Origin of the sequence: Methylophilus sp., assembly GCF_052173275.1 — a bacterium.
Lineage (GTDB): Bacteria > Pseudomonadota > Gammaproteobacteria > Burkholderiales > Methylophilaceae > Methylophilus.
The window spans coordinates 2,028,008-2,042,794 of sequence record NZ_JBQMUL010000002.1 but is presented as its reverse complement, the minus strand read 5'-3'; the positions used below and the strand labels follow the sequence as shown (position 1 = coordinate 2,042,794).

Sequence of the window (14,787 nt, the reverse complement as noted above, 5' to 3'; positions counted from 1 at the left end):
AAATTAAAGACCGGCCTGGCGCCTTCTCTTTTGCCGTTGACGATAGGCCAGCAACAGAATGATCCCCGCCACATTCGGGAACCAGATGTACCAGGTTGACCAGGGAATCCCGTCGATCTTGAAATCCGAGATCGGCCAGAACATGGGCGTAGGGAAATATTGCAGGCTGTGGAACGGGAAATCCAGCGTGATATGAAACGGCCAGCCCAGCATGGCAAAGGCGATATCCTTGCGCCAAATGGCTACCAGGCCAATCACGGCAAAAGCGATCACAAAACTGTGGCCCACGGTATAGGCCGGATAGATCCAGGCGGGCAATGTGGCCAGCGCAGGCTTGCCCCAGCGATAAGTACCATCGATGACACGCGTCAGCATCAGGGCGCCGAAAGAGATCAGGTCAGGCATGGCGCCCATCAGTGCCGCAAATTTCGGATATTTGCGTATGCCAAACAGGCCATATCCCCACAGTGCGTGACTAAAGGTATCCATGCAGTGCTCCTTGTTTGTTAGGCGGCAAGCTGGCGGATGACCTCAGCCAGCGCTTCTGCCTGCGATTGCACCAGTGACGGGTTGAGGCCTTCTACCATGACGCGGATCTTGGGTTCAGTGCCGGAGGCGCGCAGCAATACGCGACCTTCACCATTGAGTGCCGTTTCCGCCTGTTTCACCGCATCCTGCACTGCGTTCTGCTCCAGATCCAGTTTCTGTTTGGTGGTCACGTTGATCAGCACTTGTGGATATAGCGCGAGATCAGCGCCGAGCTGTTGTAAGGTCTTGCCGCTTTCACGCAATGAATGCAGCACCTGTAGCGCGGCAATAATCGCGTCGCCGCTGCTATGTTTATCCAGAGTAAGGATATGGCCGGAGTTTTCGCCGCCCAGTTTCCAGTTCTTGCTTTGCAATAATTCGAGCACGTAGCGGTCACCCACTTTGGCGCGGCCAAATGGGATCTGGTGTTTTTGCAGCGCATGTTCCAGTGCCAGATTGGTCATCAGCGTGCCAGCGACCCCCCCCTTGAGTTTCCCTTTGGCATACAGGCCCATGGCGATGATATACAGCAACTGGTCGCCATCGAGCAACTGGCCGGCACCATCCACCATCATGACGCGGTCACCATCGCCATCAAACGCGATGCCCAGATCAGCCTGGTGCTCAACCACCGCTTGTTGCAATGCTTCAGGATGGGTAGAGCCTACTTTTTCATTGATATTGAGGCCATCCGGCTGGTTGCCGATGGCAATGACTTCGGCACCCAGCTCGTGAAACACGTCAGGGGCCACGTGATAGGTGGCGCCATGCGCGCAATCGAGCACGATTTTCAGGCCGCGTAAATCCAGGTGGTTGGGGAAAGTGCTTTTACAAAATTCGATATAGCGCCCCGCGGCATCATCCACACGCCTGGCTTTACCCAGTTTGGCTGATTCCATCACCTGCATGGGTTTGGCGATTTCTGCCTCGATCGCGAACTCCACATCGTCCGGCAGTTTCGTTCCCTGAGCAGAGAAAAACTTGATGCCATTGTCATAATAAGGGTTATGTGAAGCTGAGATCACGATCCCTGCCTGTGCACGCAGCGCACGGGTCAAATAAGCGACGGCTGGCGTTGGCATGGGGCCAGTCAGCAACACATCCACCCCTGCCGCCGACAATCCGGCTTCCAGCGCAGCTTCCAGCATATAGCCCGAAATGCGTGTATCTTTACCGATCAGCACCGTAGGGCGCTGCCCGTTGGGCAAGTTTTCCTGACCAGCCAGCACTCGGCCAGCGGCGTAGCCCAGTTTCATAACGAATTCAGGATTGATAACTGATTCACCTACGCGTCCACGGATGCCATCAGTGCCAAAATATTGTTTACCCATACTTATATACTTTCTTGATTTATTTGAGTGCTGTGACCACTTTTAATGCTTCTACGGTCGCTTTGACATCGTGTACCCGCAACAAATGCGCGCCCTGCATGGCACTTACCACAGCAGCAGCTACACTGGCATACAAACGGGCAGCGACATCATTGCCCGTCATCTGACCTAATACGGATTTTCGGGACAGGCCGACCAGCAACGGACAGTTTAATTCTAGCAATTCCGCTAAGGACTTAGCCAAAGCGATATTATGCGCGCGTGTTTTACCAAAACCAAATCCAGGGTCCAGCAGAATACGATTTGCGTCTATGCCTGCGGCCAGGCAGGCATCACGACGTGCCAGCAGAAACGCTTTCACCTCCGCCACCACATTTTCGTAATGCGGGTCATCCTGCATGGTTTGCGGCGTCCCTTGCATATGCATCAGGCAGATGCCTGCATGACTTTCTGCAACGATGTCTAAGGCCTCTGGCTCCTGCAATGCGCGCACATCATTCACTATACTGGCGCCAGCTGCAATTGCAGCACGCATCACGGCAGGCTTATAGGTATCGATCGAAATGGGGACAGGAATATTGCGTGCGACCAAGGCTTCAATCACCGGGATGACGCGCTGCAACTCTTCTTCTAGCGGAACAGGCGTGGCATTCGGCCGGGTGGATTCACCGCCGATATCGAGCACCGCAGCGCCCTCTTCAATCAATGTCAGCGCGTGCGCAACTGCAGATTCCGTGTGCGTATATTGACCACCATCCGAGAATGAGTCCGGGGTGACATTGAGTATCCCCATCACTTGAGGGGTACTTAAATCTAATATAAATGCGCCGCAGCGTAAGTGCATAAAAACAATTCTGTAAAAAAATAAAGGCTGGCAAAAGCCAGCCTTTATATTCTAACTTAAAGCCCTGAGTCTATTGATTATTTAAATCAGTTTCGTCAGTTTTAGCCGTTGGTTGTGGTGATGTGTTGACGACTGTACCACCGCTACCGCTGCCACTGCTACCAGTAGTGACTGCAGGCCCGTTTTTCGGCTTGGCCGGACGCACTGGCAAGCCTGCCATGATGTCGTTGATCTGGTCAGCATCAATGGTTTCCATTTCCATCAGCGCTTTGGTCATGGCTTCCACTTTATCGCGATTCTCTTCGAGCAGTTTACGCGCCAGGGCATATTGCTCGTCGAGAATACGGCGGATCTCAGCATCTACTTTTTGCTGGGTCGCTTCAGACACGGTGCGGGAAGACATGCTGCCCATCCAGGAGTCTTGCTCGCTACCTGCATACACCATGGTGCCCAAACTGTCAGACATACCGTACTTGGTCACCATATCGCGCGCCAGTTTCGTTGCACGCTCAAAGTCGTTTGAAGCACCTGTAGACATTTGATGCATGAAAATTTCTTCAGCGATACGGCCACCGAACAGAATCGAAATATCGTGCAACATTTTGTCTTTGTAGTTGCTGATACGGTCATGCTCAGGCAACTGCCAGGTCAGGCCTAAAGCCCAGCCACGCGGCATGATGGTGACTTTATGCACCGGGTCAGCCGTTGGCAATAACTTGGCAACCACTGCATGGCCAGATTCATGGTAAGCGGTATTCAAACGCTCTTCTTCACGCATGACCATGGATTTACGTTCCGGGCCCATGAAGATTTTATCCTTGGCATCTTCAAAGTCCTGCATATCCACAGTGCGCTTGTTACGGCGGGCTGCGAACAAGGCAGCTTCGTTGACCAGGTTAGCCAAATCCGCGCCACTGAAACCAGGCGTACCACGGGCCAAAATATCAGCCTTCACATCTGGATCGATAGGCACTTTGCGCATATGTACGTTCAGTATCTGCTCACGGCCTTTGATGTCTGGCAAGCCAACCATCACCTGGCGGTCAAAACGGCCTGGACGTAACAATGCTTTATCCAGCACATCTGCACGGTTAGTCGCAGCAATCACGATCACGCCAGAATTCGCTTCAAAACCATCCATCTCGACCAGCATCTGGTTCAATGTCTGTTCACGCTCATCGTTACCGCCGCCAGTACCAGCACCGCGATGACGGCCAACCGCGTCGATCTCATCGATAAATACGATACAAGGTGCATTTTTCTTAGCGTTTTCAAACATGTCACGCACACGCGCAGCACCCACGCCGACAAACATTTCTACAAAGTCAGAACCGGAAATGCTGAAGAAGGGCACTTTCGCTTCACCGGCAATCGCACGTGCCAGCAGGGTTTTACCAGTACCCGGAGGCCCTACCATGAGTACGCCACGTGGAATACGGCCACCCAGTTTCTGGAATTTGCTTGGATCTTTCAGGAATTCGACCAGTTCGGCGACTTCTTCTTTTGCTTCGTCGCAACCGGCCACATCAGCAAATGTCGTGCTGTTATTGGATTCATCCAGTTGGCGCGCTTTGCTCTTGCCAAAAGAGAATGGGCCACCACCCTTGCCGCCGCCCTGCATCTGGCGCATAAAGAATATCCAGACGCCAATCAGCAGAATCATCGGGAACCAGGACACGAAGATACTCATGAGCATGGATTCGCGCTCTTCTGGCTTGGCATCCACAATCACGTTATTTTTTAATAGATCAGACACCAGCCATGGGTCTGATGGAGTGAAGGTATCGTAGTTTTTGCCTTCATTGGTTGTCACGTGCAAATTACGCCCATCGATCTGGACTTTTGCCACGCGGCCATCCCTGACCTCTTGCATAAATTGTGAATAAACCACCTGACCACTATTTTTGCTGGTGCCGTTGAATTGATTAAATACCGTCATCAACAACAAGGCGATAGCTACCCAAATCGCGATATTCTTCAATAGATTGTTCAAGATGGTTCCTTAACTTAAAAAACGAAAGGCGGGGGATACCCCTACAGGTGACAATGGAGGCATTAGCAAAGTTTTCAAGCCCTACATTGTATTGTATACATAAATTTTAGGTTATGCGATGAAACTAGACGGCAAAAACCATTGCATTTCAGGGTTTTCGATGTAATCCCAGCAAGTAAACTTCACTACTGCGGTCACGTGAAGCTTTAGGTTTGCGCGTGACGACTTTTTCAAACTGGCTGCGCATTTGTTTCACGATTTCGTCAAAACCGCTACCTATAAATACTTTGACCAGGAAATTTCCACCCGGTTTCAACCAATCCTGACAAAATTCCAATGCCAATTCGGTTAAATGGGTCGCGCCTGCCTGATCGACATCTTTCAGGCCGCTCATATTGGGTGCCATATCGGCAATCACCAGATCTACCAGTTTACCTTTCAGGCTGGCTTCCAGCTGCCGCAACACTACCTCTTCACGGAAGTCGCCACAAATAAACTCTACGCCTGGAATCGGGTGCATCTCCAGCAGATCAAGCGCAATGATGCGCCCCTGCCCTTTCAGGCGTTGCACGGTCACCTGCGACCAGCTGCCCGGGGTAGATCCCAGGTCCACCACCGTCATACCGGGTTTGATCAGTTTGTCTTTGTCGTCGATTTCCAGCAACTTATACGCCGCGCGGGCGCGATAGCCATCTTTTTGTGCGCGTTTGACGTATTCGTCGTTTAGATGCTCTTGCATCCAGGCTTTGCTGGTTCTGGTAGGTTTCATAGAGTGATTATTCGCTTCGTGCTAAAATAGAGGCTGTCTTGAAGGAATGCTTTTATGCAACTAAATAGTAAACAAATCGCGCATTTACGTGGCCTTGCCCACACACTGAATCCAGTGGTTATGATTGGCAATAATGGCCTCACAGAAGCGGTATTAAAAGAAATCGATCTCAACCTGAATGCCCATGAACTCATCAAGGTGCAAGTGTCAGGCGATGACCGCGCATTACGTAAAACGATACTGGATGAAATCGCCAGCAAGGTGAATGCAGTTGCGGTTCACCATATTGGCAAACAACTGGTGTTTTACCGAGCCAGTGACACGGTGAAAGCTTCGGCAAAAATCGTCATCCCAAAAATTTAAAACGCTTGGTTTGATTAAAAAACGCGCATTATCTGCGCGTTTTTTTATTGGCTAACTGGATTTGATCACCAGCCATAAACCCAGCAGGCATTCAACAAGGTAAGCCACACTGGCTATGCCGTGCCAGGTCTTGAAACGGCTGGCAAATACGCTCTGCATGACATCATTCGGCAAAGCACTGGCTTTCAACTGTGCTAACAATGGCTGTATACCAAACTCGCCTACCAGCACCAGCACCCACATCACTAGCACGATCCAGAACAGGCTTTGCTTGAAGGCGGAAAATCCATCAGTACCCAGACGCTGTATCAGCAACCAGAGTCCACTCCCTATACCTATATAACTGACGATCGTAAACAGCTTACCCGCCACCAGTCCAGCCAGTGGCCGATCAGCGATGGTCTGGAATAGCACGCTGGCAGTGATGCCCGTCATCCACAATGCACCCACCCAGAGAGTGAGCAACACCGGCGTTAACCATGCTATCAATCCAGCTTTGCGTGCCATACGCTTTCCTTATATTCAGGGAATCTGTAGCAAGTGCTTTCAAACTAGCACTTGAATGTTAAAACGCTACTTATAAAGCACTTCTATAATTTCGTACTCTTTCACGCCACCTGGTGACTGCACTTCAGCCACTTCGCCTTCGGTTTTACCGATCAGACCACGTGCAATCGGTGAGCTGACAGAAATCTTACCGTTTTTGATATCAGCCTCATCTTCACCGACGATCTGGTAGATTTTGCTATCGCCTGAATCCAGGTCTTCAAATCGCACAGTCGCACCAAATACCACGCGACCTTCTGCATTCAGTGTCGTTGGATCAATGACTTGCAAGTTGGAGAGCTTGGCTTCCAGCTCGGAAATACGTCCTTCAATAAAGCTTTGACGCTCTTTGGCCGCTTCATATTCTGCGTTTTCTGACAAATCACCCTGCGCACGTGCTTCTGCAATGGCTTGGATAATGTTCGGGCGATCAACCGCGCGCAGACGTTGTAATTCTTCTTTTAGTAGCTCTGCACCGAGCACGGTCACAGGAAATTGATTTACTGCCATCACGAAAACCTTGAAAAAAATTAGTATAAAAAAAATAAACCACACCCGGTCGAGCGTGGCTTATTTCAATAACAGTATAGTGCAATATTTCTTAATGCAATGACCTTAGTGTAAGTTATGCCAGACGTTTGTGCAAGTCTTGCACTGAATACACGTCCATATCCTTACTCTGCGCCATACCGATACAGGCAGCGCGTGCGCCAGCCAATGTCGTGTAGTAGGTCACCTTGTTTTGCAAGGCGCTACGGCGGATCTCGTAAGAATCGGTAATCGCTTTTTTGTCTTCTGTCACATTCACAATCAGGCTGATCTCATTGTTTTTGATCATGTCGACAATATGCGGCCTGCCTTCGGCTACTTTGTTCACTGGCGTTACTTCCAGCCCCTGCTCGGACAAGGCACGTGCGGTACCTTTAGTCGCCACGATGCTAAACCCAAGGCTGACCAGATCTTTGGCGATATCAATCACTTTGCGGTGATCTTCATTACGCACACTGATAAAAGCACGGCCACCAGTCGGCATTTTCACCGAGGCGCCTAATTGTGATTTGACGAATGCTTCGGCAAACGTATTGCCCACACCCATCACTTCACCCGTTGATTTCATTTCTGGGCCAAGAATAGTATCCACACCCGGGAACTTGATAAACGGGAAAACCGCTTCTTTCACCGAGTAGTAAGGTGGAATCACTTCTTTAGTCACACCTTGTGATTTCAGTGACTGCCCTGCCATACAGCGGGCAGCGATTTTTGCCAATTGTAAACCACAGGCTTTGGAGACGAATGGCACCGTCCGTGAAGCACGCGGGTTGACTTCAAGCACATACACCACTTCGCCCTGTTCGGTATTCTGCACCGCAAACTGCACGTTCATCAGGCCTTTTACGCCCAATGCTTTTGCCATTTGCACGGTTTGGCTGCGCAACTCATCCTGCAATTCATCACTGAGGCTGTACGGTGGCAAAGAACAGGCCGAGTCGCCAGAGTGTACGCCGGCTTGCTCAACGTGCTGCATGATGCCGCCGATCAACACATCTTCGCCATCGCTGAGCGCATCAACGTCTACTTCAATCGCGTCATTCAGGAAGCGATCCAGCAATACTGGTGATTCGTTAGAGACTTTTACCGCTTCGCGCATATAACGCTCAAGCTGGCTTTGCTCGTGCACGATTTCCATCGCACGGCCACCTAATACATAAGACGGGCGTACCACTAACGGATAACCGATTTCCATGGCCAGGCGAATCGCTTCTTCAGGCGCTCGTGCAGTGCGGTTTGGCGGCTGTTTCAGGTTCAGTTTATGCAACATCTGCTGGAAGCGCTCACGGTCTTCGGCGCGGTCAATCGCGTCGGGCGTGGTACCAATAATAGGCACACCGGCTTTTTCCAGGTCACGCGCCAGCTTCAATGGCGTTTGGCCACCGTATTGCACGATCACGCCGACTGGCTTTTCGATATTGACGATTTCCAGTACGTCTTCCAATGTCACCGGTTCAAAATACAGACGGTCGGAAGTATCGTAATCGGTAGACACAGTTTCCGGGTTACAGTTAACCATAATGGTTTCATAACCATCTTCGCGCATGGCGAATGCCGCATGCACGCAGCAATAGTCAAACTCGATTCCCTGGCCGATACGGTTAGGACCGCCACCCAGCACCATGATTTTATTGTTGCTGGTGGGTTGTGATTCGCACTCTTCTTCATAAGTCGAGTACATATAAGCGGTATTAGTCGCAAATTCTGCCGCGCAGGTATCCACACGTTTGTAGACCGGGCGTACACCCAACGCCTGACGGAAAGCACGCACGGCATGCTGGTCAGTATCCAGCAGTTTGGCCAGACGGCGGTCAGAGAAGCCTTTGCGCTTGAGCCTGAACACGGTTTCTTTGCTCAGATCCGCAATGTGTTTGCCGATCAGGGATTGTTCCAGCTTGATGATCTCTTCGATCTGCACCAGAAACCAGCGGTCTATCTTGGTGATATCAAAAATCTCATCGGTGCTCATGCCCAGACGGAAGGCATCCGCCACATACCAGATACGCTCAGGACCAGGCTCGCCCATTTCCTTGACGATGCGGTCTTTGTCTTCAGTGACGCTATCCAGTCCATCGAAGCCGACTTCCAGGCCGCGCAAAGCTTTCTGGAATGATTCCTGGAAGCTACGGCCAATGGCCATCACTTCACCGACAGATTTCATCTGCGTTGTCAGGCGACTATCGGCCTGCGGGAATTTTTCAAACGCGAAACGTGGCACTTTAGTGACCACATAATCGATGGAAGGCTCAAATGAAGCCGGGGTCTGGCCACCGGTAATATCGTTGCGCAATTCGTCCAGCGTAAAGCCAACCGCCAGTTTGGCAGCCACTTTGGCAATCGGGAAGCCTGTCGCTTTGGAAGCCAGCGCAGAAGAGCGCGATACGCGCGGATTCATCTCGATCACGATCATGCGGCCATCATCCGGGTTAATGGCAAACTGTACGTTTGAACCACCGGTATCCACACCGATTTCACGCAGCACCGCCAAAGAGGCGTTACGCATGATCTGGTATTCTTTGTCGCTCAATGTTTGCGCAGGGGCAACGGTGATACTGTCGCCGGTATGCACGCCCATAGGATCAAGGTTTTCAATCGAACAGATAATGATGCAGTTGTCCGCCTTGTCGCGCACCACTTCCATCTCATACTCTTTCCAGCCCAGCAGTGATTCTTCAATCAGCAACTCATTGGTAGGCGATGCATCCAGGCCACGTTCGCAGATAGTGACAAACTCTTCACGGTTGTAAGCAATACCGCCGCCGCTACCGCCCATGGTGAATGAAGGACGGATAATCGCCGGATAGCCGATTGTGGCTTGTACTTGCAGCGCTTCTTCCAGGCTATGTGCAATCGCTGAACGTGCAGAACCCAGGCCGATCTTGGTCATGGCTTCTTTAAATTTCTGGCGGTCTTCGGCTTTATCAATCGCTTCTTTAGAAGCACCGATCAGCTCGACATTATATTTTTGCAAGACGCCATGCTTGTCCAGGTCCAGCGCACAGTTCAACGCCGTCTGGCCGCCCATGGTAGGCAGCAACACGTCAGGGCGTTCTTTTTCAATGATCTTTTCGACGATTTGCCAGGTGATAGGCTCGATATAAGTCGCATCTGCCATTTCCGGGTCGGTCATGATAGTAGCAGGATTGGAGTTCACCAGGATCACGCGGTAACCTTCTTCGCGCAAGGCCTTACAGGCTTGGGCACCGGAGTAATCAAACTCACAGGCCTGGCCGATGACAATCGGACCGGCACCGATAATCAGGATACTTTTAATGTCAGTTCTTTTTGCCATTAGCTGGACTTTCTATCTTGCATTAACTGGATAAAGCGATCAAACAGCACACTCATTTCTTGCGGGCCTGGGCTCGCTTCCGGGTGACCCTGGAAGCTGAATGCCGGCTGGTCTGTACGCGCAATGCCTTGCAGGCTGCCGTCAAACAATGAGACGTGCGTGATTTTAATATTGGCTGGCAAAGTCGATGGATCTGCCGCAAAACCGTGGTTCTGGCTGGTGATATACACGCGTTTGCTATCTACATCCTGGACCGGATGGTTAGCGCCATGGTGACCAAACTTCATCTTTAGGGTTTTGGCGCCACTCGCCAGGGCCAGTAACTGGTGGCCTAAACAGATACCGAATGTAGGGATACCTGTTTCCACCAGTGTTTTGATCGCCTTGATGGCGTAATCACATGGCTCAGGATCACCAGGGCCGTTGGACAGGAAGATGCCATCTGGTTTGTAAGACAATGCCTGTTCAGCCGTTGCCTGTGCTGGCAGCACAGTGACCTTACAGCCACGCGAGACCAGCATGCGCAGGATGTTCTGTTTTACACCGTAATCGAAAGCAACGACATGGAACTGTTGCTCAGCAGGTTTGTTAAAGCCTTTGCCTAGCTGCCATTCCTGCTGGGTGAATTCGTAAGGCTGGGTACAGCTCACCACTTTGGCCAGGTCCATACCAGCCAAGCCCGGGAACCCTTGGGCATAGGCCAAAGCCTGCGCCTCATCAACAGATTCACCGGCCATGATACAGCCAGCCTGTGCGCCTTTTTCACGCAAGATGCGCGTCAGTCTGCGCGTGTCGATATCGGCAATCGCCACGACATTATTGCTGCTGAGATAGTCTGAAAGATTTTGTTCACTGCGGAAATTGCTTTCCAATAAGGGCAAGTCACGAATAATCAGACCTGCAGCATAGACTTTGCCTGACTCTACATCTTCACTATTGGTACCATAGTTACCAATATGCGGATAAGTCAGCGTCACCATTTGTGAGGCATACGAAGGATCAGTAAGGATTTCCTGATAGCCGGTCATGGAAGTGTTGAACACTACCTCGCCGACCGTGTGACCCGAAGCGCCAATGCTAATGCCCTTAAAAACAGTTCCATCTGCTAAGACTAAAATCGCTGGAATTGTTTTTGACACCTTTAGCTCCTTAAGTTTGATACGAAACACATCCTTTAGAGGGTTCAGCCAGGCACCTGAAAGTCATTCAAACGCCGGTGAATAGATGTGCAAAACGGGAAAAGCTTTTTGGACTCTTCCCGTTTCAGAATTGCAGCATTATAGCCTAATATGACCGGTCACTCAAGAGCGGCCATACGCGAAAATGACTTAGTTTTTGTCAAAACCCAGCACATCGCGCATATCAAACAGACCACTAGGCTTATCAGCCAGAAACTTGGCTGCACGCAAAGCGCCCTGTGCAAATGTCGCGCGGCTGGAGGCCTTGTGCGTTAACTCTACCCGCTCACCCACGCCTGCCAGCACCACCGTGTGATCACCCACCACATCGCCACCACGCAAGGTCGCAAAGCCGATAGTGCCAGCTTCGCGTTCGCCAGTGACGCCTTCACGCGCATACACGGCACAATCCTTTAATGCTTTATCAATGCCTTTGGCCGCCGCCTCGCCCAGGCGCAAGGCAGTGCCAGAAGGCGCATCCACCTTGTGCCTGTGATGCATCTCGACCACTTCAATATCGTAGCCTTCGTTCAACACGCGGGCTGCCTGCTCCACCAGGTTGATCAGCAAGGTCACACCCACACTCATATTAGGGGCGAACACAATGCCGGTTTGTTTAGCAGCGGTTTCAATGGCTGATTTTTCGGCCTCAGTGAAACCGGTAGTGCCTATGACCAATTTCACCTTGGCCTGCTGGCACGCTTGCAAATACTGCATACTGGCTTCGGGCCGGGTGAAATCAACCAGCACATCTGCACCTTGCAGTGCCAAAGCCACATCTGAGGTGATTTTAACGCCAGTCACTTTACCAAATTGCTCACCGGCATCCCGGCCCAGCATGGCGCTGCCAGCTCTATCCAATGCCGCATGCAGCTGCAAACCGCTATCAGAAAACACACCATCCAGCAGGGCATGCCCCATACGGCCTGACACACCTGCAATCACTACTTTTAACATAAATCGCTCAATACTCTAATTCTTGTTGGCTGGGTTTTAATTAAAACCCGATTTGTTCCGGTGCTGCCTCTGATTGCTCAGGGCTAGCCTCAGATGCAGGAGGCGTCGTCAATTGCTGCTTTGCCGCTGGCAAATCTGTCGCAGCGGTAGCGGTTTCACGCACGATCAGCCAGGTATGCGTTGCCGGATCCAGTTTTAACTGCAATTTTTTGACCATGACATCGCGGTAAGCTTTGGCTGCGTATTTCTGCGTAAATGTCGCAACCGCGCTATCTCCATCACGGGTGACATTCACAGCATCGATTTCCAGGCTGATATTACCCTGGTTAGGCGACAGGCGTTTTTTACGCTGCGCTTCCCAGGCGCGCTTGTTCGGCAGATCTTCCGGTACAAACTCAGGCGAATAAGCAGCGAGGTAGCTATTAATGTTCTTACTACGCCAGGCTTGTGCCCAGCTTTCAATGGCAGATTCCACGCTAGGATCAGCTTCAACAGGAATCTGCACCTTCTCTTCAGAAGCTGGAGGTACTGCCACCGTCGCCTTATTAGGCAAAGCAACGACTGCCGGGACAGCAGCAGAACCCAAAGGCGCAGTCCGTTCACGCGTGATCAACCAGCGTTTCTGTGCCGGTTCATAACGCAGATCCAGTGTTTTCAACAACTCATCTTTATAGGCTTTTGCCGCATATTTCTGTTCAAACTGCACAACGGCCTCTCCGCCATCGCGCTGTACCTGAAGATTATTCAGCACCAGTGTGATTTCACCTTGCTTCGATGAAAGGCGCTGCTTACGCTGCGCTTCCCAGGTTTTTTTACTTGGCACACCATCAGGCACAAACTCAGGTGCGTAAGCAGCGAAATAGGCATTCACGTCCTTGCTTCTCCAGGCTTGCGCCCAGGCAGCCACTGACTGATTGACGCCGGCATCGCTTGTTGCAGAGGCTTGTGGCGCAGTGTCAGAGACTGGCGCAGCAGTTGGTGCCAGCTTATCGGCTTGTGGCGCTGCAGGTTTTAAAACGGAGGTCGATGTGGTCTCTGCCGCTGCTAATGAAGCTGCTGCTGCGACTGGAGGATTCGCTTTAGCCACAGGCTTCACTGGAGGCGGCGGTGGCAACTCCGGCTCAGGCTCTGGTTCAGGCAGTTGCTCGGCAATGAAAGTTGGCGCTGGCTCAGCAGCTTCACCACTTTCCTTAGGCGCCACACCCTTTTCAGTGACCTGACGCGCTTCCGCATCAATGGCTGGCGCATTGGCTTCAGCCATATTGCCTTTGACCATGTCGCCTTCGGTAGGGATCACAGGCTCAACATACTCCCCTTCAGCAATGAAAGGAATCACCTCATCATCGTCAAGTAAAGCCGGGTCTTTGGTTTTAATAATCGTAATGCCAGTTGCCTTAGATGCAGCGGCTTGTGGCACGGCAGGTTTAGCTGCTGCAGATTTAGTCGCCGATGCTGATTTTGCAGGTGTCGATTGCGAAGGCGCAGCCTTGGCGACCGCTGCAATGGCCACTGGTGCCGCTGCTACTGCTGGCTTGATAGGCGCAAGCACACTTTTTGCAGCAGCAGGCGCAGGTGGCGCTTTTACCGGTGGCGGCAATACTGGCTCTGGCTCTGCCACGACCGCAGGCGCTGCTACAGCTTCATGCTCAAAAACCGGCGGCGGCTCCACCGTTTCAGCCGCTTTGGCAGCTAAAGTTTTTTCGTTTACCGCATGCGCATTGGCTTCTGTGACCTGATTAGCGCTGGCATCCAGATTGCCTTTAGCCATATCTTGTGGCGTAGGTGCGCCCGTATATTCTCCTTCAGGAATATAAGGCACGACTTCGTTATCCGCGATAGCTGCAGGCGCTGATTCTGCCGTTTTGGCAGCTTGCGGCGCCGGAGCTGCTTCTGCGGCTGGCGCAGGTTCTGCGGGGGTATTTGTGACTTGTGGTTTTGCAACTTCCGGATTGGCAGATGCAGTTTCTGTAGCAGAGGCTGGTGCAGCAGCGATTGCGGCAGTGCCTGTCGCCTGGGTCTTGGCGGCTTCATCGCCCTTCCAGAACTTCAGCTTGTCAGACCAGCTTTCATCTTTAGCTTCTTCAACTTTTTGCTTGGGGGTTTCAACAATGGTTTTAATATCAGGATTTTCTGCAGATGGAATCACATCACCACGGACTGCCAGTAAACTATCTTTATCAAAATCGAGAATGACCCGGCGTTTTTCAACCACGGAGCCCTGCTTGCGCAGCTCATAAAAATAATCCCAGCGGTTATCTCGGAAACTATCTACAATCAGCGGTGTCCCCATGATGTAGCGTACCTGGGTGCGCGTCATGCCCGGGCGCAATTGGAGTAACATTTTGGAAGTCACCACATTGCCCTGTTGCACTTCCATTTTGAAAGGCTTCATGGATGGAAGCTTTGCGCCACACCCACTCCCCAAGGACGCAACAAC

Annotated in this window: 12 protein-coding genes; 1 reads left to right on the top strand and 11 read right to left on the bottom strand. The window is 51.5% G+C overall.

Going from position 1 to position 14,787, the window contains the following annotated elements; translation table 11 throughout:
- Positions 1-3: 3 nt before the first annotated feature.
- From ACTS9Y_RS11105 to rlmE, 5 genes are all read right to left on the bottom strand, one after another.
- A complete protein-coding gene (locus tag ACTS9Y_RS11105) occupies positions 4-489 on the bottom strand; it encodes a hypothetical protein (protein ID WP_442585991.1) in 486 nt (161 codons plus the stop codon).
- A gap of 17 nt (positions 490-506) precedes the next feature.
- Positions 507-1,859: a phosphoglucosamine mutase gene (glmM, locus tag ACTS9Y_RS11100; protein ID WP_442585990.1), complete on the bottom strand. Its 1,353-nt coding sequence runs from the start codon at positions 1,857-1,859 to the stop codon at positions 507-509.
- A 19-nt stretch (positions 1,860-1,878) separates the two neighbouring features.
- The gene (gene folP / locus ACTS9Y_RS11095; protein WP_442585989.1) at positions 1,879-2,703 is read right to left on the bottom strand and encodes a dihydropteroate synthase; all 825 of its coding nucleotides are present in this window, start codon (positions 2,701-2,703) and stop codon (positions 1,879-1,881) included.
- A 70-nt stretch (positions 2,704-2,773) separates the two neighbouring features.
- Positions 2,774-4,696 (bottom strand): ATP-dependent zinc metalloprotease FtsH, encoded by a 1,923-nt coding sequence (gene ftsH, locus ACTS9Y_RS11090; RefSeq protein ID WP_442585988.1) that lies wholly within the window; start codon positions 4,694-4,696, stop codon positions 2,774-2,776.
- 148 nt (positions 4,697-4,844) lie between these two features.
- Complete coding sequence (gene rlmE, locus ACTS9Y_RS11085; protein ID WP_442585987.1) at positions 4,845-5,465, bottom strand: 23S rRNA (uridine(2552)-2'-O)-methyltransferase RlmE; 621 nt, start codon at positions 5,463-5,465, stop codon at positions 4,845-4,847.
- A gap of 54 nt (positions 5,466-5,519) precedes the next feature.
- On the opposite strand from rlmE, the gene yhbY reads away from it, so the two are divergent.
- Positions 5,520-5,828, top strand: coding sequence for a ribosome assembly RNA-binding protein YhbY (gene yhbY / locus ACTS9Y_RS11080; RefSeq protein WP_442585986.1), 309 nt, complete (start codon positions 5,520-5,522; stop codon positions 5,826-5,828).
- A gap of 51 nt (positions 5,829-5,879) precedes the next feature.
- Here yhbY and ACTS9Y_RS11075 read toward each other — a convergent pair whose 3' ends face one another.
- The 6 genes from ACTS9Y_RS11075 to ACTS9Y_RS11050 all read right to left on the bottom strand — a co-directional run bounded on the left by ACTS9Y_RS11075 (position 5,880) and on the right by ACTS9Y_RS11050 (position 14,742).
- Positions 5,880-6,335, bottom strand: coding sequence for a DUF4149 domain-containing protein (locus ACTS9Y_RS11075; RefSeq protein ID WP_442585985.1), 456 nt, complete (start codon positions 6,333-6,335; stop codon positions 5,880-5,882).
- Positions 6,336-6,401: 66 nt separating this feature from the next.
- Positions 6,402-6,884 carry a transcription elongation factor GreA gene (gene greA / locus ACTS9Y_RS11070; protein ID WP_442585984.1) on the bottom strand — a complete coding sequence of 161 codons (483 nt, stop codon included), beginning with the start codon at positions 6,882-6,884 and terminating at the stop codon, positions 6,402-6,404.
- A gap of 115 nt (positions 6,885-6,999) precedes the next feature.
- A complete protein-coding gene (gene carB, locus ACTS9Y_RS11065) occupies positions 7,000-10,215 on the bottom strand; it encodes a carbamoyl-phosphate synthase large subunit (RefSeq protein WP_442585983.1) in 3,216 nt (1,071 codons plus the stop codon).
- On the bottom strand, positions 10,215-11,354 hold the full coding sequence (carA, locus tag ACTS9Y_RS11060) for a glutamine-hydrolyzing carbamoyl-phosphate synthase small subunit (RefSeq protein WP_442585982.1): 1,140 nt from the start codon (positions 11,352-11,354) through the stop codon (positions 10,215-10,217). The genes carB and carA overlap by 1 nt, the downstream gene beginning before the upstream one ends.
- Before the next feature lie 189 nt (positions 11,355-11,543).
- On the bottom strand, positions 11,544-12,350 hold the full coding sequence (dapB, locus tag ACTS9Y_RS11055) for a 4-hydroxy-tetrahydrodipicolinate reductase (protein ID WP_442585981.1): 807 nt from the start codon (positions 12,348-12,350) through the stop codon (positions 11,544-11,546).
- A gap of 40 nt (positions 12,351-12,390) precedes the next feature.
- A complete protein-coding gene (locus ACTS9Y_RS11050; protein WP_442585980.1) occupies positions 12,391-14,742 on the bottom strand; it encodes a L,D-transpeptidase Cds6 family protein in 2,352 nt (783 codons plus the stop codon).
- Positions 14,743-14,787 lie beyond the last annotated feature (45 nt).